Annotated in this window: 17 protein-coding genes; 5 read left to right on the forward strand and 12 right to left on the reverse strand. The window is 47.4% G+C overall.

Annotated features, from left to right (window positions below):
• Window positions 1–71: 71 nt before the first annotated feature.
• On the forward strand, window positions 72–1,241 hold the full coding sequence (locus A1OO_RS12090) for an MFS transporter (protein WP_017003192.1): 1,170 nt from the start codon (window positions 72–74) through the stop codon (window positions 1,239–1,241).
• A gap of 163 nt (window positions 1,242–1,404) precedes the next feature.
• Window positions 1,405–2,055, forward strand: coding sequence for a glutaredoxin 2 (grxB, locus tag A1OO_RS12095; protein ID WP_017003193.1), 651 nt, complete (start codon window positions 1,405–1,407; stop codon window positions 2,053–2,055).
• A 168-nt stretch (window positions 2,056–2,223) separates the two neighbouring features.
• Here the strand turns inward: grxB and A1OO_RS12100 are convergent, their stop codons facing one another.
• Window positions 2,224–2,577, reverse strand: a complete 354-nt coding sequence (locus A1OO_RS12100) for a DUF2750 domain-containing protein (RefSeq protein ID WP_017003194.1) — start codon at window positions 2,575–2,577, stop codon at window positions 2,224–2,226.
• 185 nt (window positions 2,578–2,762) lie between these two features.
• On the opposite strand from A1OO_RS12100, the gene A1OO_RS12105 reads away from it, so the two are divergent.
• Window positions 2,763–3,629: an NAD(P)-dependent oxidoreductase gene (locus A1OO_RS12105; RefSeq protein ID WP_017003195.1), complete on the forward strand. Its 867-nt coding sequence runs from the start codon at window positions 2,763–2,765 to the stop codon at window positions 3,627–3,629.
• Window positions 3,630–3,765: 136 nt separating this feature from the next.
• Here A1OO_RS12105 and A1OO_RS12110 read toward each other — a convergent pair whose 3' ends face one another.
• From A1OO_RS12110 to ectA, 4 genes are all read right to left on the reverse strand, one after another.
• Window positions 3,766–5,178, reverse strand: coding sequence for an aspartate kinase (locus A1OO_RS12110; RefSeq protein WP_016962416.1), 1,413 nt, complete (start codon window positions 5,176–5,178; stop codon window positions 3,766–3,768).
• A 71-nt stretch (window positions 5,179–5,249) separates the two neighbouring features.
• Window positions 5,250–5,636 carry an ectoine synthase gene (locus tag A1OO_RS12115; RefSeq protein ID WP_016962415.1) on the reverse strand — a complete coding sequence of 129 codons (387 nt, stop codon included), beginning with the start codon at window positions 5,634–5,636 and terminating at the stop codon, window positions 5,250–5,252.
• A 10-nt stretch (window positions 5,637–5,646) separates the two neighbouring features.
• Window positions 5,647–6,912, reverse strand: a complete 1,266-nt coding sequence (gene ectB / locus A1OO_RS12120) for a diaminobutyrate--2-oxoglutarate transaminase (RefSeq protein ID WP_016962414.1) — start codon at window positions 6,910–6,912, stop codon at window positions 5,647–5,649.
• 13 nt (window positions 6,913–6,925) lie between these two features.
• A complete protein-coding gene (ectA, locus tag A1OO_RS12125; protein WP_017003196.1) occupies window positions 6,926–7,474 on the reverse strand; it encodes a diaminobutyrate acetyltransferase in 549 nt (182 codons plus the stop codon).
• Window positions 7,475–7,983: 509 nt separating this feature from the next.
• Here ectA and A1OO_RS12130 point away from each other — a divergent pair.
• Window positions 7,984–9,432, forward strand: coding sequence for a glyceraldehyde-3-phosphate dehydrogenase (locus A1OO_RS12130; protein ID WP_016962412.1), 1,449 nt, complete (start codon window positions 7,984–7,986; stop codon window positions 9,430–9,432).
• A 160-nt stretch (window positions 9,433–9,592) separates the two neighbouring features.
• Here A1OO_RS12130 and A1OO_RS12135 read toward each other — a convergent pair whose 3' ends face one another.
• Both A1OO_RS12135 and rsgA read right to left on the reverse strand, forming a co-directional pair.
• On the reverse strand, window positions 9,593–10,459 hold the full coding sequence (locus tag A1OO_RS12135) for an aldo/keto reductase (protein ID WP_016962411.1): 867 nt from the start codon (window positions 10,457–10,459) through the stop codon (window positions 9,593–9,595).
• Window positions 10,460–10,785: 326 nt separating this feature from the next.
• Window positions 10,786–11,859 carry a ribosome small subunit-dependent GTPase A gene (rsgA, locus tag A1OO_RS12140; protein WP_016962410.1) on the reverse strand — a complete coding sequence of 358 codons (1,074 nt, stop codon included), beginning with the start codon at window positions 11,857–11,859 and terminating at the stop codon, window positions 10,786–10,788.
• Window positions 11,860–12,287: 428 nt separating this feature from the next.
• On the opposite strand from rsgA, the gene A1OO_RS12145 reads away from it, so the two are divergent.
• On the forward strand, window positions 12,288–14,345 hold the full coding sequence (locus A1OO_RS12145; protein WP_017003197.1) for a prolyl oligopeptidase family serine peptidase: 2,058 nt from the start codon (window positions 12,288–12,290) through the stop codon (window positions 14,343–14,345).
• Window positions 14,346–14,434: 89 nt separating this feature from the next.
• Here A1OO_RS12145 and A1OO_RS12150 read toward each other — a convergent pair whose 3' ends face one another.
• From A1OO_RS12150 to A1OO_RS12170, 5 genes are all read right to left on the reverse strand, one after another.
• Window positions 14,435–14,818 carry a DUF2541 family protein gene (locus tag A1OO_RS12150; RefSeq protein WP_016962408.1) on the reverse strand — a complete coding sequence of 128 codons (384 nt, stop codon included), beginning with the start codon at window positions 14,816–14,818 and terminating at the stop codon, window positions 14,435–14,437.
• 9 nt (window positions 14,819–14,827) lie between these two features.
• On the reverse strand, window positions 14,828–15,406 hold the full coding sequence (locus A1OO_RS12155; protein ID WP_017003198.1) for a PqiC family protein: 579 nt from the start codon (window positions 15,404–15,406) through the stop codon (window positions 14,828–14,830).
• A complete protein-coding gene (pqiB, locus tag A1OO_RS12160) occupies window positions 15,403–17,073 on the reverse strand; it encodes an intermembrane transport protein PqiB (protein WP_017003199.1) in 1,671 nt (556 codons plus the stop codon). The genes A1OO_RS12155 and pqiB overlap by 4 nt, the downstream gene beginning before the upstream one ends.
• Window positions 17,066–18,445, reverse strand: coding sequence for a paraquat-inducible protein A (locus A1OO_RS12165; RefSeq protein ID WP_016962405.1), 1,380 nt, complete (start codon window positions 18,443–18,445; stop codon window positions 17,066–17,068). Before A1OO_RS12165 ends, pqiB begins: the two co-directional genes overlap by 8 nt.
• 204 nt (window positions 18,446–18,649) lie before the next feature.
• The gene (locus A1OO_RS12170; RefSeq protein WP_016962404.1) at window positions 18,650–18,835 is read right to left on the reverse strand and encodes a Flp family type IVb pilin; all 186 of its coding nucleotides are present in this window, start codon (window positions 18,833–18,835) and stop codon (window positions 18,650–18,652) included.
• Window positions 18,836–19,230 lie beyond the last annotated feature (395 nt).

The raw sequence follows: 19,230 nt of genomic DNA on the forward strand, positions 1-19,230 counted from the left end.
AAAGGTTGCTGTCACTACCTCGCTGCGGGATACTCGGATGATTGCTTTCCTTTGCTCTGGATATTCACGGAATGAATAGAAATGTTTGGTTGTTGGCGCTTTGCCAAGCCCTTCTTATGAGTGGAAATATCGTGCTCATTTCGGTTAATGGCCTGATAGGTCAACAACTCTCCCCGAGTGACAGTTGGGTCACCTTGCCTGTTTCTACTCAGTTTGTTGGTTTGATGCTAGCCACTATCCCTGCCTCTCTCATTATGGCGAAAGTCGGTCGAAAAAATGGGTTCATGCTTGGCAATATTATTGGCATTTTTGGCGCGTTATTGTGTGTTTATGCCTTGAGTGAAGCGGCTTTCTGGCTATTTTGCTTCAGTACTTTACTGCTGGGCGTCGGGATCGGATTTGGCACCTTGTATCGCTTTGCTGCGTTGGAAGTGAGCGCCCCTGAAAGCCGTGATAAGGCCATTTCATTGTCCATGGTCGGAGGCGTGCTGGCGGCAGTGCTTGGCCCAAACCTCGCAATTGCCAGTCAGCACTGGCTACCCGGTACGCATTTTAGCGGTGCTTTCGTTGGCATCACTGTGCTTTATATTATCTCTCTCATTGTTCTGCAATTTATCGGCTTACCGCCAGCTCCGGCGATTGATAAAAACAACCCACCACGCTCGGTGTTTCGCATTATTCGCGCTCCAGGATATTTGGTTGCAGTGTTCGCAGCCGTTGTCGCGTATGCGGTGATGAATTTGTTGATGACAGTCACGCCCATTGCTATGCACAAGCACGGATTTGAGTTCGAGCAGGCGGCGCTGGTGATTGAGTGGCACGTATTAGGGATGTTTGCTCCGTCATTTTTCACTGGGTCAATTATTGGTAAAATCGGGACACGTATGACCATCATGCTGGGGAGCTTGTTCTTTATCGCCTGTATTTTAGTGAACATGAATGGGGTGTCGGAGTGGCATTTCCGTGTGGCTTTGGTTCTGCTTGGGGTTGGGTGGAATTTCATGTTTATTGGTGCGACCAGTAAACTCACCCAGACATATTTGCCTCAGGATAAATCGCGCGCACAGGCATTCAATGAGTTTGCGGTGTTTGGTAGTGTCACTATTACAGCATTGTTGGCGGGGAATCTCGAAGTCACCTTAGGGTGGCAAACGCTTAACTTAGCCATGTTGCCTTTTGTCTGCATTGTGCCTCTGGTTTATCTTTTGTTTACGCGAACACCAAAAAAAGCCGCGGTCTAGTTTTCGTCTTCTCCTGCTTTGGAATGTGGCATGGATTTTTGCCCTTTATGCAGATTGCGGAGGGCGTCATATCGCTTGTTGATAAAACTCATTACAATCGCGATTCCAATTCTGTGCCACAACAAAACGTGGGCACATGCCGTGTTTCAAAAAAGGATGTTGTATGAAACTGTTCGTGTTCGATCATTGCCCATTCTGTATCAAGGCTATGATGGTCGCCGGCTTGAAAAAGGTGGATGTGGAGCTTGTCTATCTTCAGAATCATGATGTTGAGGCACGTGTCGAGAAAGTGGGTGCTAACTTGGTACCGATTCTAGAAACGCCTGATGGTTCTTATATGGCTGAAAGTCTTGATATCGCGGCGTACTTTGACAACGTGGATGGGCAACCTATTGTGGCCGCTGGCCGTCAGAGTGATCGCATTTCATCGTGGATGGAAGTGGCTGGATATTTCGGTTCTCACCTGATTTATCCGCGTTGGATGATGATCAATTTACCGGAATTTCAAATTGAAGAGGCGAATGCATGGTTTATCAAAAACAAATCCGCCATGATTGGAATGACGTTTGACGAAGCTTTTGCTAACAGTGAAGAATATCTTGCCAAATTGAACGTGGAATTGTTCAAGCTTGATTGGCTGGTGCCGCCTTCACAGCGTCATAATCAACTGACATATGACGACGTAAATCTCTTTCCGTTCCTACGCAATTATACCGTGATAAAAGGGCTGCGTTATCCGGGTCATGTTCGCCAGTATCTTGATGAAATGTCGGTACTGACTGGAATCGCATTATATGACTCGGTCGCGGTGTAATACATAGCGGTGAATGATCTAATCTTTTCTAGTTTCTAGTTTCTAGTTTCTAGTTTCTAGTTTCTAGTTTCTAGTTTCTAAGTGAACGATTGTGTATCGACTGATATAAAAAAGGGGCTGGCGGATAACACCGCTAGCCCCTTTTTTGCATCTGTCAGAGTCGTTTGACTACAGGTATAGTTTCGCGAGTTCCGTAGGCTCAAGTTCTTTGCCTTCTAGCTCTGCATTCCAGTTGGTACCAACCAGTACGCCATCTTCGCTGAGCGTGACTAACCAATCCTCAACGAACACATCCAACGGGATTTCAACGACATCGAAATCAGCCCATTCTTCGACATTATGATGTTCTGCATCTTCTTTTGCAGACCAGAAAGGCATTACTTCGCTGTTTTCGAATTCAGAAGAGTCGCAAGCCAGCCAACCATCTTCTTCGTTTTTCAAGCCCCACACCACTTGGGTGCGTTGGGTTTCTTCAACGAAAAGCATCAGGTTCGCTTGGGTATCTGCAGTCAGTTTGCTCATTTTTAGCATCTCTTAAGATAAGTCCGCGTTAGGGTAGCACTTTATTGGTTAATGTGCGCGTATGCTTTCGATTAATAGCAACGAGGTTTCTGTCTATAACGCCAAGATCAAAAGGAACTTTTGCTTGTTTCCTGTCTATCGTCACGTTACAACGTTCCTTTACTGTAGAGGCTAGGGAAGCGGAGATGACAAACAAGAAGGTTTCATTCATTGGGTTGGGTGTGATGGGGTATCCCATGGCAGGGTATCTGGCCAAGGCAGGCCATGCGACTCGCGTATTTAATCGCACAACAGCACGCGCTGAGAAGTGGGCAGAAGCTTATCAAGGCTCGGTTGAGTTAACCCCTCGTGATGCGGCTGAAAACTGCGATATGGTGTTTGTGTGCGTGGGCAATGATGACGATGTTCGTAGCGTGGTATATGGCGAGACTGGCGTTCTTGCCAGTATGAAACCTGACAGCGTGCTGGTGGATCACACCACCACATCGGCTGAATTGGCAATGGAACTAGCGTGTGCGTGTCGCGAAAAGGGTGTTCACTTTATTGATGCGCCTGTATCGGGCGGACAAGCGGGCGCAGAAAATGGTGCATTGACGGTGATGTGCGGCGGAGATGCCGACGTATTCGCTGACGTAAAGACCGTGATTGATGCATATTCTAAGCAAGCGGTATTGATGGGCGAAAACGGCCAAGGTCAGCGCTGTAAAATGGTTAATCAGATATGCATTGCCGGTATTTTGCAGGGATTGAGTGAAGGTATAACCTTGGCGCAAGCATCTGGCTTAGACGTTGAACAAATGGTGAATGTTCTTAAGCACGGGGCGGCGGGTTCATGGCAAATGGAAAACCGTGCAATAACAATGGCGCAGGATAAGTTTGACTTTGGCTTCGCCATTGATTGGATGCGCAAGGATTTAGGGATTTGTCTTGATGAAGCTAAATCCAAAGGCTTAGCACTGCCTCTTACCAAAGCCGTTGATGAAAAGTATGCCGAACTTCAAACCCAAGGCTTGGGGCGCATGGACACATCGGTATTGATTAAAGCGCGTTAATCTTCTGGCTTAGATTTTTAGCTGATATTTATCTTAAAAAACAGGGCCAGCGATGCATGATCGCTGGCCCTGTTTTTTTAGTACTGTCTGACCGCTGACTTAATCCGATTGGGATTTCTTTAAGTTTGCCGAATCGCTACGCGACTTGCTTACGAGCTTGCTTGGAAAAAAACTCCTGATGCAGCGCGCGAATCGCGTTTTCATAGACATTATCTTTGACGACGAACTGCACGTTCACATTACGCATCGATGAGTGAACGGCGATGGGTGAAATGTCGTGACTCATCAAGGCCAATACGCCTTTACTCAGCGTTGTGTTGGTATTGATTTCTGATCCGATTGCGGAGATCAGTGCCACCATATGGCCCGTGATGGTGGAATGAGGAAAACGCTTTTCTGCGCGATAAAGCATTTGATTGAGGCTTTTTGACGCGCCGCTCAAATAGTAAGTAATGGAGTTGGCGTTCATCTCTTTACCAACCAAATTCACACGCTCATCCGCGATGATTTCCATTAACTCGTAACTTACATTATCGATCTTGCCCACCATCGCCTGATCAAAGATGTGGAGTGCAAACACCTTATTTTTTCCCGCGATGATTTCGATTTTTTGCGCTTCTGGTTGATACGCTTTCGAAATCAATGTGCCTTTATGTTCTGGCTCGAAGGTATTCTTAATTTGAAGCGGAATATTGTTCTGACGAAGGCCTGAGGCGGCATTTGGGTGAATGGCTTCCATCCCTAAATTGGCCAGTTGGTCGGCCACATCGAAATTGGATTGACCGATTGGCAGCACGTTTTCAGGGCCGACAATACGTGGGTCTGCGCTACTCAAATGGTACTCTTTGTGGATGATGGCAAGATCAGCCGATGTATTGCAGGCAATGCGACTAAAGGTGATTTCGCTGTAGCCACGATCATAGGTTTTCATTAGTCCTTCATCGCAATACGCATAGCCTGTCACAATGGGTAACTCGGTGCTGACATCGATGTCTTTAAACGCGCTAGAGATGACGGAATCAAGGTTACCTTGCAGTGTGTTATCCCAGCCTGACAAATCAACAAAACGTGCGTTGATATCAAGAGTTCTTAGCTTCAGGGCCGTGTTAAACGCACTGTGCGCTTCGCCGATTGAAGATAAAAACTCTCGGATTTGAGGAAGGTACTGACGCAGTGTGAACTGACCGTACTGGCAAGTCGCTAAAATGTTGGTGATGCAGTTTTGTGCCTCATCAACACGTGAACAAATGAAGTTGTCAGCGCGAGTGCGGCTCAATGGGTCGGCAAACATGTTGCCATTAATGAGCTGCAAACGCTGTTTGAGTGCATGGAAGGCTTCAATCCAACTGTCATCGCGCTTTGCGACAAGCTGATAAATACCAGGCTCTCCGGTGCGTTTACATTCCAATAGCGCATCGGTAATCCCGCCGTAAGCAGAAACGACAAAAACGCGATTATAGGGGGAAGCGGGGCGGAGGAAAATGTTGTCCAAAACGGCATCAAATGCCGACATAGATGTGCCACCGATCTTTTCTACGGTATAAGTCATGGATGAATCCTTTGCTTGCCAAGACGATAAATGAAAGGGAGCAAATTGCTCCCTAAAGCGGTGGGGGTAAATCAGTCGACTAGCGGGTAAACGCCATTTTCGTCGTGGACTTCATTGCCTGTGATGGGCGGGTTGAAGACACAGGCCATCACCATTTCTTTATTTGTGTAGGCGCGCAGATAGTGTTCATCGTTCTTGTCGAGAATATAAAGCGTACCCGGCTTAATTGGATAGGTTTCACCGCCGACCACTTCGATCTCACCTTCGCCGGACATGCAGTACACTGACTCTAAGTGATTTTTGTAGTGGATGTGCGTTTCGGTGCCTTCGTAAATCGTCGTGATGTGGAAAGAAAATCCCATCTTGTCGTCTTTGAGCAGCATGCGAACGCTTTCCCACGTTTCTGATACCACGCGACGCTCGCTGTTTTGGCACTCTTCAAGAGTTCTTACAATCATCTTTTATTCCTTACGACGCTTTACGGGTGGAAACAGTAGCAACATGCTCGGCCGCTTTTTCGAAGATATGTAGGCCTTGCTCTAGTTCCGACTCACTGATAGTAAGTGGTGAGAAAAATTTGACCACTTCATCATTCGGGCCTGCAGTTTCAATCACCATACCGTTTTCAAAGCAGTGGCGCGTGATAGAAGATGCAAACTCAGGTCGCTGACACTCAATACCTTGCATCATGCCGCGACCTTTGGTGCGCACAAATAAACTTGGGAATCGTTTCAGAACACGGTCGATGGTTTTCTTTACTTGTTGGCTTCGGTCTGCAATGTGATTCTCGAAGTCATCATTCTGCCAGTAAGTTTCAATGGCACTGGTGGCAGTGATAAAGGCGTGATTGTTACCACGGAATGTACCGTTGTGCTCGCCTGGTGACCACTTATCCAATTCAGGCTTCAGCAGTACTACTGCCATAGGCAGGCCGTAACCACCGATGGATTTTGATAATGTGATCATGTCCGGTTTGATGCCTGACGGCTCAAAGCTAAAGAAAGTCCCCGTTCGGCCACAACCTGCTTGGATATCATCCACAATCGTCAAAATGCCATGGGCTTTACAGATTTTGCAGAGTTTTTGCAGCCAAGCATCAGACGCCACGTTCAGGCCGCCTTCACCTTGAACCACTTCCAACAAAACTGCAGCTGGCTTGTCGAGGCCGCTTGAATTGTCGTTCAGCATCGTTTCAAGTAGTGCCAATCCGTCGACACCGGCATACCCTTCATAAGGAAGACGAGACGTACCAGCAAGTGGCATACCTGAACCACCACGATGATGTTGGTTACCCGTTGCTGCTAACGCACCCATGGTACAGCCATGGAAACCATTGGTGAAGGTGACGATGTTGGTACGCCCAGTGACTTTACGTGCCAGTTTCATCGCCGCTTCAACAGCATTGGTGCCTGTTGGGCCAGTAAACTGCACTTTGTAATCAAGATTTCTAGGTTCGAAGATGTGATTACGGAGTGCGGTTAGAAACGCGGCTTTGGCCTCAGTATGCATGTCTAGGCCATGGGTAATACCGTCTTTGTCGATATAGTCGATCAAGGCTTTCTTCAATATTGCGTTGTTATGGCCGTAATTGAGCGAGCCTGCACCAGCGAGAAAATCAATGTATCGATCGCCATTATCTGTTTTCAGCCAGCAGCCTTTGGCTGCGGTAAATAGCACCGGGAAGCTGTTGCAGTAAGACTTAACGTTTGATTCTTGCTTGTTAAAAATGTCCATGAGGGTTCCGTTATTATTGAGTGTTTTTATTCAAAGGGATGCGGAAAAGAAACTCAGTGTCATGACGTCCCTTAAAATGCTGCGCTTCATCAAGAAACACGGAGACTTCACCTTTTCTGCCGTTTGCGGCATCAAGTTTTTTAAACAAATGCCATGACCCTTCATTCGATTTAGTGATCGTGGTTTCGATCGCCTCAACATGTTGTAAATGCTCTCGCATCAAAAGCTCTTGCAGCATGTGATAAGCCAACCCTTTACCACGCATGTTTGGAGACACAGCGACTTGCCAAACAAACAGATCATGAGGGGAATCCGGTTTTAGATAGGCAGAAATAAATCCAGCTATCTCGCCATCATGCTCAGCGACAATGCAGGTTTTACTAAAATGGGAAGACTGGAGGAAGTTGCAGTACGAGGAGTTTTCATCAAGCGGGGGGCAGTTAGCGATGAGGCTATGGATATTGATGCCATCATCCGTTCTGGGAACACGAAACACCCACTCGTCTTCGTCCGTCCTCAAACGCGTTAATGCCGCGTTCTGGTAAATCGTCTCAGTACTCATTGTGATTCAAATCCTTTAGTGTTCTAAGCATTGCAACCCTGTAAATGATACCAATAATGGATAATTTATCAAGTGTAAGTCACCGATTTGAGAATAGATGCTTGTAAAGCCTTGTTTTATATAGGTGACTAATGCATGGCTTAAAAGTGAAACATTTAGAGGTGTAATTAAGTTGTCACTTATTTGTCAGAAATAAATGAGCAATGAAGAGAGGAAGCCGCTTGTGTTCTTACTTATCGACGAATATTAAGTGGGGTGATCACAATTTCCTGTCGATATAACGTAGTAAACTTTCAGTCAGATTTTAGTTGGCGATAAAGCTAAGGGGGATTAGACAGTAATTAGTTAACGAAAATATCGTTAAAGTATTGAATAATAGGCAATAGATTTAGATCTTATTTTTTCTTGGTTAATAATTATTCCCTCGTTAGACTCTGCGCCAAAATAATAAAAACAGTCCTAATCCTACTTTTCACCGTGAAGCACCCAAAAAGGCAAAGAAAGTAACGATGAGCCCTGAACAATATCTTACCCAATGGCAACAAAGCCAAACCGATGCCGAAACTATGTCTCCTCTTATCGGCAAACTCTACCGCGAAAAAGGTGTCGAAATTCAGATCTACGGTCGGGCAGTGATTAATGCCAGCACCATTGATCTTCTCAAATCTCATCGTGTTGCACGTTGGTATACCGGACAGGAAGTGACGACTTCGCATACCTTGCCGCTTCTAGAAGCGTTAGCTGGGTTTGATTTACCTGCGTGTCGCATTGATTTGGGCCGTCTCGCAAGTCTTTACTGGCGCGATCATCAAGATTGCGCGCAATTGGACGAGTTTTTAAAGACAACAGTCGCAGAACTACCGAAAAGCACACCTCTTAAGGAGCCCAAAGATGTTGTGCTGTATGGTTTTGGCCGCATTGGACGTTTAGTGACACGTCTGATGATCGAGAAAAGCGGACCGGGGTATCCCCTGCGTTTACGCGCGATTGTTGTACGTGGCGGCAAAGATGGCGACTTGGAAAAGCGCGCCAGCTTGCTGCGTCGTGATTCAGTACACGGACCATTTAATGGTTCTATTTTGGTTGATGAAGCCCGTAATGCGCTGATTGTGAATGGTAACTACATTCAGTTCATCTATGCGAATCATCCCTCTGAGGTTGATTATGAAGCGCATGGTATTAAAAATGCCGTTGTGGTGGATAACACGGGAATGTGGCGGGATGTAGAAGGACTCAGCCAACATTTAACCGCTAAAGGCGCTGAAAAAGTGTTGCTGACTGCACCGGGGAAAGGTGATATCAAAAACATCGTATTTGGTGTGAACCACGATGATATTGCTGATAACGACACTATTATTTCAGCGGCTAGCTGCACCACCAATGCCATTACGCCTGTGCTAAAAGCGATGAATGATCGCTATGGCGTGGAATCGGGCCATATTGAAACCGTGCACTCTTTCACTAACGATCAAAACTTGATTGATAATTTCCACAGTGGTGAACGCCGTGGTCGAGCAGCATCATTGAACATGGTGATAACGTCGACAGGTGCGGCGAAGGCTGTCGCGAAGGCGCTTCCAGCATTAAAAGGCAAGCTAACAGGTAATGCGATTCGTGTTCCAACGCCAAATGTTTCCATGGCGATTGCGAATCTGAACCTAGGCAATGACGTGGAACGTGAGTCTTTGAATGCATTCTTGCGTGAAACTGCGCTGGTATCGCCGTTGGCAGGACAAATTGATTACACCCAATCAACTGAAATAGTCTCTTCGGATATTGTTGGCTCACGTTACGCGGGTGTTGTTGATAGCCAAGCGACCATTGCCGATGGCAATCGTTGTGTGCTTTATATCTGGTATGACAATGAATTCGGTTACAGCTGTCAGGTGATCCACTGCATTGAGCACATGGCGGGTATGCGCTATCCGGTTGTGCCTGCGCCGAAAGCCGAACGCTAATTCGCTAAAAGCAGTTGCTGCGAACCCTAGCAGCTGGCATTGGCAAAAAATCCCCCTAATTGAAAGCGGCTCCCATTGGCCGCTTTGTTTATTTTGCTGCTAGCAATGGGTGAGTTCGCACGATTAACCTTGCCTTTATCGCCTATCAATGCGTTTTTATTTATTTCAATTGTTTGACCAACGAAAAATTCTCTTTCAAGCGGCTCACTTTACTCGTCATACACAGCGGCAGAATACCTTCGTTCGCAATTTTTCGTAGCACGAGTGCGGAAGGGCTGAGTAATGTCATGTCTGATTCGGCCCGAAGTTCCAACACATAGCGTTCATTGGCTGTTGTGTCGTATTCTGCGGGCAATTTTCCTCTGTGTTCAAATGCGCCTTCTAGCAAAGGCGAATAGGCCACTAAAATGATGTCAGGGTTGGCTTGTTGAAGCAGAGACTTAATGTCATCAGTCAGGCAAACTTGTTCGCCAAAATCCGCATCGTCTTTCGGTGGGATCACGGTATAGCGATATTGCGCATAACTGATAGGGGTTAATTCTTGGCGTTCAATGAGTACACAAAGGTCGCTGAGACGAGCAAGCGTGTAATTTGAGATACCGAGTTTCTTCACCACGCCTTTTCTTACGTATTCTGTGAGTACTGTCCACGTTTCTTCTAGTGGCGTGTTCAAGTCATCCACATGGGCGTAAAGCACATCAATATAGTCAGTACCAAGACGAGTGAGTGACGCTGCAATGGCGGTGTCGATAGCTTGGCGACTCAAGCCTTCGGACTTGGAAAAGTCCTGACCATCCAGCGGAAATGCTCCAATTTTGGTGTGAATATCGACTGAGTTGCGGTCAACCGTTTTCAGCCATTCTCCAATCGTGCGTTCGCTTTCACCGCCACTGCCTGCCCAAAATGCATAGTTGTTGGCGGTATCAATGATTCTTCCGCCCATAGCGACATAAGCATTTAACACTTTGAAGGCATCAGCAGGCGATGTGGTGGTGCCAAAGGCTGCGGTGCCTAATCCTGCTTTCATAGAATGTTCCTTGTCGATGAGGGGTGATGAGTCGTTTTGTACTGTGAAACAATTGGGGAAGGATGAATAGATCAGCAAAGTACAATCTTAGTTTACGCTTTCTGAACCGCGATTTTTGTATCAGACAAGAGCAAATACCGTTTTTGTATCATGTCGAAGCCTCTGCTATGCGCTAATGCATTTTCACATGGTGCGTTTAGCCGCGAGAATGGATACAGAGGGCACCCATTAACTTAGGATCTGCGAGGCCACGTGTTTTGGAGGCAAATTCTGTTGAGGTGGTGAGGGAAACAGAGCGACACGGGGTCGCTCTGTTTATGTCGGGTTTAAAACCCTTTTTTCTTATGGCGGTTGCTTGATTGGATCGTGTTCACCATCTTAGTAAAGGTTTTATCCTTTGCGCGTTTTTGCGCCATGGTGGCAGAGTTTCTCGCGTCTTCGTTTTGCAACTTGAGATAGTTACTTAAACGACGCTCGTCGATATTGCCAGTTTCCAACGCGGCACGAATAGCGCAACCCGGTTCGTTACCATGCTGGCAATCGCTAAATCGACATTGTGATTCTAATTCTTTGATTTCGGCAAACAGAGTATTGAGACCATCTTCGCTATCGAAGATCTTCAATTCTCGCATCCCTGGCGTATCCAGCAATACTGCACCAGACGGCAAACAGTGTAGGCTTCGCGCTGTTGTTGTGTGTCGGCCTTTGCTGTCGCTTTCGCGGATCCCACCTGTTGTTTGCACCGAATCCCCCAGCAGGGTGTTCACCAAGGTGGATTTACCTACGCCTGATGACCCCATCACAACCAGCGTTTTTCCCGCTTTCAGCCAAGGGCTGAGGGCGTTAGCTGTATGCTCATCGAGTGCGTTAACTGCTTCAACAGCCAAAAAAGGCGCTAAGGCTTCGACTGAACGAATGGTCTCATCAAGATCAAACGCGTTGCCGTCGGCATCAAGGCTGTTTTCTGCAAGGTCACGCTTAGTCAGCACCACAACCGGTTCAACAAATGCATCGGCACACATTGCTAGATAGCGCTCGATACGGTTGAGATTAAAGTCGTGGTCCAGTGCACACACAACAAAGGCGGTGTCGATGTTCGCTGCGATCAACTGTTCAATCACTTTTGTGCCAGCGCCTTTGCGTGCAAATAAGGATTGACGGTCTAACTGACGAATGAAATGGCCGTCATCGTCGATCAATATCCAATCGCCAACTGTCATGCTGGGAAACGATGCGTGGATCTCAAGAGATTCTGTGCCTGTTTCATTGATCAGTAAGTAGTGACTACGATGATGTTCTGCAATTCTGGCGATACGGGTATTTTCGTAATCTTCCAGTGTCAGTTGTTGCTGAAATACAGGTTGCCAGCCAAGTTGGCTTAGTGTTTTAAAAGGTGTCATTGTTTTTCCCTACGCACAGAGCGTATATCTGTGTGTTTGAGTAACAGAGTGTTGTAGGGTCGAATCAATTCGGAAAGACCCCGGTCGAGATTCACCGGGCAAAGAAGGGCGGTAGCTGTGGAGCAAACGTGGTTTTACCCATCGTTTAAAAAGCGCTACTTAGCGTACGATTCCTGCCGGGTGGGTCATTGCTACAATCATGTTGTTCCTCCTAGTTGGGTTGTGCTGTTTTGTTTCGGCTTAGACGGTAGATGCCGCTAATATCGCGAATCTATCATGAAGCCATTCGCCCTGCAAAGTGTATTGATTAAGTGCCCAGTGTGGTGGTGCCATCAATATGCTAATCGTTTGGGATGTGGACAGAAACATCGGCAGACGCCTGAGCCTTTCGTTATGATGACATGCATAAAATCAACACGGAGTACGCCATGTTCCGCTATCCGAGCACACGTCAAGACGAGACTGTGGACACTTACTTTTCTTCTGTGGTCGCAGACCCATATCGTTGGATTGAAAATGATCTGAGTGAAGAAACTGCTGCTTGGGTTGATGCCCAAAATGACGTCACATTCGGTTATTTGCGTGCGATACCGTTTCGCGATGCGATCCGGGCACGTCTTGAAACGGCAAATAATTACGTCAAGGAATCTCCACCGTTCACGCGCGGGGAATATACCTATTTTTACCGCAACGATGGCCTGCAAGATCAAGCGGTGGTCTTTCGCACCAAAGATGTGATGGAAAATGCGGGTGTGTTTCTCGACCCCAATAGTTGGAGTGAAGAAGGCACTACCTCTCTCGATCAAATGCGCTTTTCCGCTGATGACACCTTCATTGCTTATTCTACATCTGAAGGAGGCAGCGATTGGCGCACCATCTGTGTCATGGACGCAGTTTCGGGCGTGTTGCTCAGCGATAAAATCGAGAACGTGAAATTCTCAGGTATTGAATGGCGGGGCAGTGAAGGTTTTTACTACTCGACTTATGACAAACCGGAAGGCAGCGAATTGTCTGCGCGTACCGAGCTTCATAAACTCTATTTTCATCGATTGGGCACGTCGCAGGCAGACGATGAATTAGTGTTTGGTGGCGAAGGCGATCCTCAGTATCGCTACGTGGGTGGCTACACCACAGAAGACGATCGTTTTCTGGTGATCACGGGTGCGAATGCGACCTCTGGCAATATGCTCTATGTGCAGGATTTAGACAAAGGCACAGATCGGGTTTGCCTGACAGAAGATGAAAGCGCAGACAGTGATGTGTTTGAACACCATGATGGCAAGTTGATTATTTACACCAACCTTGATGCGCCAATGGGTCGCATGGTGGCGGTCGACACAGCTTCACCTCATCAAAAAAATTGGACAGATTTAATCCCTGAAACAAGCCATGAGCTTAGCGTGAACAAAGGCGCAGGCTACTTGTTCGCGAGCTATTTGGTTGATGTACAAACGCAAGTGAAACAATACCAATTTGACGGCGCATTCGTACGTGATGTGTCATTACCAGGCGTCGGCAGTGTGTCCGGTTTTGGTGCGCGAGCAAAAGATAAAACGCTGTATTTCACTTTCACCAATTACACCACTGCCAGCGATACTTACCGCTTTGACCCGCAAACGGGCGAGGCCACGCTGTATCGACGCAGCGCGTGTGCCATTGATAGCACGCAACTTGAATCAAAGCAGGTGTTCTATACCTCCAAAGATGGCACGAAAGTGCCGATGATGATTTGCTACCGCAAGGGTATTGCACTTGATGGCTCTCATCCCACCCTGCTGTACGGTTATGGCGGTTTCAACATTAGCCTTGAGCCTTCATTTAACCCAAACGTGGCAAGTTGGATTGAAATGGGAGGCGTTTATGCGGTTGCCAATTTACGTGGCGGCGGTGAATACGGCAAAGCATGGCATGACGCAGGGACACAGCAGCAAAAGCAAAACGTGTTTGATGACTTTATCGCGGCGGCTGAATACCTGATTGACGAGAAGTACACATGTTCTGAGAAACTCGGCATTCGTGGTGGCTCAAATGGCGGTTTGCTGGTGGGCGCTTGTATGACACAGCGTCCTGAGTTGTTCAAAGTCGCGCTTCCAGCAGTGGGTGTGTTAGACATGCTGCGTTACCACACCTTCACCTCGGGCGAAGGTTGGGCGTATGATTACGGAACGTCGGCGCAAAGCGAGGCCATGTTTAACTACTTGCTCGGTTACTCGCCCGTGCATAACGTCAAGGCAGGGGTGACATACCCTTCAACATTGGTGACGACTGCCGATCATGATGATCGCGTTGTGCCTGCTCATTCCTATAAATTCATTGCCGAGCTGCAAGCCAAACACGGCGGCGATAATCCAGTGCTGATCCGCATAGATGTTAATGCAGGTCACGGCGCGGGCATGCCGACCCATAAAGTGATGGATTTGAATGCCGACGTTTACGCATTCTGTTTTGATCAGATGGGTGTCATACCCATTGAGAATCAGTGCTGATTACTGCATTTTCGAAGGAAAAACGCGCCGTGACTGGCGCGTTTTTTGTTGAGTGAGTGCGGTGTTGAGCTTCTAGCGGCAGTCCATGATTACTGCCGGCCATAAACCCGAACGCCTGCAGATGAATTTTCTGACTTGCCGAACACTTCCAGCTTCTTAACACAGCGTTTGTAAGCCAGCTTTCGCCAATCTGTGGTTTTGTCTTTCCCGACGTCGCGGTAAAAGCGAATGGTTTTGGTATCGCCATTTTTAAAGGTGATTTTCACTTTTTGAAGGTACATATCCCGGTCAGCCTTTACTTGAATGGCGTTGACGCGGCGGCAAATCACCAAGGGAATATCTGCACCGTAATCGGTGTTCTTAAACACGATGGTTCGGCCCAATGTGATCCTGTCATCTGCTTGCGCGGCAGTTGGTATACCGAGCAGGGTGGCGTATACGCAAATTAGGGAAAGTAACGTGTTCGTTTTCATGGTTCTACCTCAAGGATTCAGCGTGCTAGCCAGCTGGGTGGTGAGAGTATCGAGTGCTACGGAAAGGGCATCGACCAAAGCGGGATAGCCCTCCTGCTTCAAGGGCTCGCTTATTTGGAAGGTTTCGGACAACAGGATGTTGCCGCTGTCATCAAACAACATCCATTCACCTGCCAACATGGCATCGCCAGTATAACTGCCATTAAATTGCGCCATCTTTACCCAAAGCGTTTGCACTGGCGAGGTGCTGGAAATAGGCGAAGTGCCAACAGGCCAGTAGCGTGTTTGTTTCTCGCGAAGCCCAGAGATGATGAGTCGGGTGAGTTGTTCGGATAAGCCCTCCGCCCATCGGTTATTGTTTGCTGCGACCGTTTCAGTGTTCGAGATTTGGTAAACAATGCCGCTGCCAGAAAGGATATCCGACACCGCAACGTTGGGAATGACCAGAATGGGCACCTTGTTCTGAAAGGTATAGGTTCTGCCCAATGAGTCGGACGTGAGCAAATAGGTGTTTTGTGCAATATTTTGTGTGCTACTGCATGCAGTGAGCATCAACAAAGCCAAGGCCGTCATGAGGAGAGTTTTCATTGGCGTTTTCCTTTCGCAGGCACGGGGTCGTTTTGTCCGCTTGTGCCAAATATCAACGCATCCGGGGAATCGTTGAGGGTTTTAAGTAACGGCTCGAGTTGACCTAATGCATCGTTGACCTGTGACAACGCCTGTTGAAGTTCCGAGTAGGAGCTTGATTCAGGACTGAATCCTTTTAAGTTTTTTTGAAGTTGCGTCAGGCTATTTTGAATCTCTTTTGGTAGCTGCTGTGTGTCTTTTTGTTTTAGCAGGGCGTCGAGACGCCTGACTGTCACAGAAAGATCCTGTCCAAGGCCATCAAAGGTTTTTAACGTTTGTTGCGTGGTACTGAGCGTGTCGTCCAGAGACGACAGTGTGGTGTCGAGTGGCAGCTTACTTAACTTGGTAAGAATGGTACCTATCTGGCGCTGGAACTGAACAAATTCGCCGTCAATGGTTGGGAATACGTTAAAGCCGTAATATTGCGCCATGTGGGTTTCAGGGGGGGAGTCAGGGTAAAAGTCGGTGTCGATGTACAATGCCCCCGTCAGTAAATTACCCGTTTTGAGCGAGGCACGAAGCCCATGGCCAAACGCTTTTTTAAAGTCAGCCAACAGCTGTGATTCGCTCAGCGTGAGCGAAGCATCATATATTCGCTCCATTTCGATATGCACCAGAACGGGGATCTTTTCTGATCCCATTTCTGCTTGTTGGCTTAGATGAAGGGGCACTTTCTTGACCGTGCCAATGCGAATGCCACGATATTCTACTGAGGCGCCGGGGTTGAGCCCCCGTACCGATTCACCAAATAGCATGGCGTAAGCGACGAATTGCTCATACATTTTCTCGCGAATTTCTTTCTTATTATCAAACAGTTTAAAAGACAGCATTTGTTCGGTAATCGCTGATCCATCCGTATTTCCATCCGGTACACCAAAACTCACACCACCAATCATGAGGGATTCGAGGGAAGCGACATTCACGCTAAACCCTTCGGCGTTGAGCTTGATATCTAGCCCTGAATTGAGCCAAAAGCGAGTGTGTTTCCGGACTAAAGCATCGTAAGGTTGGAAAATGAATAGTTGATAGGTGGCATTTCGTTTGTCGATGTCGAAGCCGACTTTTTCTACCCGACCGACGGTGTATCCTTCGTACATCACCGGATCGCCAATGGCGAGTTTACCTGCATCGTCAGAAGTGAGGACAACGCGCAAACCTTTGGTATCTGCGGGGGCCACGGGTGGGGAATCGAGCACGGTGAATTTGTCTTTTTTGACGTCAGATTCACCCGGTCTCAGTTCAAGGTAGGGGCCAGACAATAAGGTCTCTAATCCCGATACGCCTTCGGTTCCGATGCGGGGTTTCACCACCCAAAATAATGTATCTTCTCTCAGCATTCTTTCGGTGCCACTGTCCATTCGCACCGTGAGCAAAATTTCGTTGTAGTTTTTGCTCAATGCCACGTTGTTGACGATACCAATTTTCACGCTTCGTGCTTTTACCAAGGTTTTTCCTGCTTCTATGCCTTCAGCGGTGGGAACGGTGAGCGTGATTTCTGGGCCTTGTTCACTGGCATATTGGTAGATCATCCATATGCCCGCGAAAAGCGACACGATAGGAATGATCCACACAGCCGCCATGCGTTTAGCGGGTTTTACGTGCGCGGTAACGTCACGGTCTTTATCCATGCTTTTCCTGTTTTATCGGTGTCTGTTGGCCTGAGGCGGGAGCCGGTGAAACAGCACAATTGTCATCTGCTGAAACGGCTTCGGTTTGCCAAAGAACACGAGGGTCAAAGGTGTGCGTCGCGAGCAAAGTGAAAACGACGACCAAGGCGAAATAGAACACGGCGGGGCCGGGAGTAATGCTCATTAATTGATGAAATTGAACCAGCGCGGTGAGTATCGCGACGACGAAGATGTCGATCATTGACCAGCGACCAATGATTTCAATAAAGCGATATTGTTTCAGCCGTATTAAGGCGTCTCTGGCGCTTTGTTTTCTGGAGGATTTCGCCTTGATGAGTAAATGCACCAAGATCAGCATTTTAGTGATTGGCACGATAATGCTGGCCGTCAGAATAATCAGGGCAATGGGGTAAGAGCCCAACTGCCAAATCAAAATCACGCCGTCCATGATGGTTGAAGCAGCCGACGATCCAAAGCTGGTGGTGTACATCATGGGGTACAAATTCGCGGGGATATAAAGGATGATCGCGGTGGTCACCAGTGCGGCAGACGTTGTCAGAATGTTGGACGGGTTAAATGCCTGCAAGCCGCTGCCACATCGTTGGCACGTCTTGGGATCGTGCTGGCTTGATGCGTGTGTTGGGTTGATTTGGCTGCACAATCGGCAAACAAGATGCGTTTGGCTGAGGTGGGTGTCGCCAGCATGAACATGTGCGTACGACTGGGTCGGAAACAGTCGATCCCAAAGCCATTGCTTGTCTGCCACGCGCGAACATTTCAAAACCAGATGTGCGTAAAGAAAAAAAGTCCAAAATGCGGGTCCTAACGACACATCCGTCATGGCAGCAATTTTCACGATACTGACTAATACGCCCACAAAGAAGATATCGACAAGCAGCCAAGGCTCAACGCGAAGTACGAAGCGGCAGAGAAACTGCGTCCATTGATTGGCGTTTGAACGGGTAACGGAGCCGTCCGGTAGGCTGGATGAGAAAACCCTGCTGGCTTTAAAGAACAGATACATCATGGCGGTGATGGTCAATACGGGAAGCACCACCACAGTAAAGATCAGCATCGCAGCCAGTACATCGTTGTCGAAATAGTGAAATACGCTGAGTGCGTTCAATAGCACGATGTCGTTCGACAAGCCCTGAACGCGAATAGACATGAACGGGAAAAAGCAGCTAAGTGCAAGCATGATGCCGCAAGATAAGCCGTAAGCGAGAACGTTGGTGTGCGTATTCTTTACGTGCGTAAGCAGAGTATGGCCACAACGAGGACATGCCGCCCCTTGGCCATGTTCCAAATTAGGAATGGCACAAACAAGGCCGCATTCTCTGCATGAAATCAACGCACTGTCGCGCACTGCCATTTGGTCTTACCCTGCTACTCAACTCGATACGAAGTATAGGGACCAGTGGCGGCGTCATTTAAGTAAAGTCGTTGTTTCTAAACTCTGAAACAGATTGGGCTTTTTGAGGATAGGCCGAACCTTTGGTTTTCCAGCAAGGCCATTCTCGCTATTCATGAAGAATGTTAACGATAAGAAGCGGTTTTTTGGGATATCAATCCGTGATCAAGAACCTGCGTTATTGATATTGGTTTGGATAGTCACAAATGCGGTCTTGAGTGCTTCGTGTAAGTCGCTATTTTGACTCAGTGCTGCCAATACGATAATTGACATCGCAACACCCAATATGGCGTATTCGACAGCGGTGACGCCAGATTCATTCTGGATATATTGCTTTGCAATTTTAAACATCAATTTGCATTCTCTCGTATATCGGTTCGACGTCTTTGACGCCTTGTATTTAAGCGATAAAGTTAACGTAACTTATTGCTTTTAAAGGTATACCCCCGCGGGAGAATATTCCAGCTTTAAGTTTTTGCAAGGTGAGGTTAAACATTGGTCAGAGATGGTTCAAATGTAGGTCTTTTGTGTTATATGTAATAAAAATAACGGCTGATTGATATTTATTGCTTGAAAGTTTAGGCAGCACAACAGATCTGTATATGTGTTCTGTTTCTATGTGATTGATATTTTGCCAATAAACATTTTTGGAAGGTTGTTGCGATATTATGATGAGCATCACACTGGTACTTAAAATGATACCCAAGCAACCTCAAGTGGAACGATTCTGAAGCAATCGCTCACAT

Source organism: Enterovibrio norvegicus FF-33, assembly GCF_000286835.2.
GTDB lineage: Bacteria > Pseudomonadota > Gammaproteobacteria > Enterobacterales > Vibrionaceae > Enterovibrio > Enterovibrio norvegicus_A.

Excerpts from the sequence above, each read along its gene's own strand:
- A1OO_RS12150 (WP_016962408.1), bottom strand. The coding sequence starts at position 14,818 with ATGAAAACGAACACGTTACTTTCCCTAATTTGCGTATACGCCACCCTG.
- grxB (WP_017003193.1), top strand. The coding sequence starts at position 1,405 with ATGAAACTGTTCGTGTTCGATCATTGCCCATTCTGTATCAAGGCTATG.
- A1OO_RS12090 (WP_017003192.1), top strand. The coding sequence starts at position 72 with ATGAATAGAAATGTTTGGTTGTTGGCGCTTTGCCAAGCCCTTCTTATG.
- ectB (WP_016962414.1), bottom strand. The coding sequence starts at position 6,912 with ATGGACATTTTTAACAAGCAAGAATCAAACGTTAAGTCTTACTGCAAC.
- rsgA (WP_016962410.1), bottom strand. The coding sequence starts at position 11,859 with ATGACACCTTTTAAAACACTAAGCCAACTTGGCTGGCAACCTGTATTT.
- ectA (WP_017003196.1), bottom strand. The coding sequence starts at position 7,474 with ATGAGTACTGAGACGATTTACCAGAACGCGGCATTAACGCGTTTGAGG.
- A1OO_RS12135 (WP_016962411.1), bottom strand. The coding sequence starts at position 10,459 with ATGAAAGCAGGATTAGGCACCGCAGCCTTTGGCACCACCACATCGCCT.
- A1OO_RS12115 (WP_016962415.1), bottom strand. The coding sequence starts at position 5,636 with ATGATTGTAAGAACTCTTGAAGAGTGCCAAAACAGCGAGCGTCGCGTG.
- A1OO_RS12100 (WP_017003194.1), bottom strand. The coding sequence starts at position 2,577 with ATGAGCAAACTGACTGCAGATACCCAAGCGAACCTGATGCTTTTCGTT.
- A1OO_RS12130 (WP_016962412.1), top strand. The coding sequence starts at position 7,984 with ATGAGCCCTGAACAATATCTTACCCAATGGCAACAAAGCCAAACCGAT.
- A1OO_RS12165 (WP_016962405.1), bottom strand. The coding sequence starts at position 18,445 with ATGGCAGTGCGCGACAGTGCGTTGATTTCATGCAGAGAATGCGGCCTT.
- A1OO_RS12170 (WP_016962404.1), bottom strand. The coding sequence starts at position 18,835 with ATGTTTAAAATTGCAAAGCAATATATCCAGAATGAATCTGGCGTCACC.
- A1OO_RS12145 (WP_017003197.1), top strand. The coding sequence starts at position 12,288 with ATGTTCCGCTATCCGAGCACACGTCAAGACGAGACTGTGGACACTTAC.
- A1OO_RS12105 (WP_017003195.1), top strand. The coding sequence starts at position 2,763 with ATGACAAACAAGAAGGTTTCATTCATTGGGTTGGGTGTGATGGGGTAT.
- A1OO_RS12110 (WP_016962416.1), bottom strand. The coding sequence starts at position 5,178 with ATGACTTATACCGTAGAAAAGATCGGTGGCACATCTATGTCGGCATTT.
- pqiB (WP_017003199.1), bottom strand. The coding sequence starts at position 17,073 with ATGGATAAAGACCGTGACGTTACCGCGCACGTAAAACCCGCTAAACGC.
- A1OO_RS12155 (WP_017003198.1), bottom strand. The coding sequence starts at position 15,406 with ATGAAAACTCTCCTCATGACGGCCTTGGCTTTGTTGATGCTCACTGCA.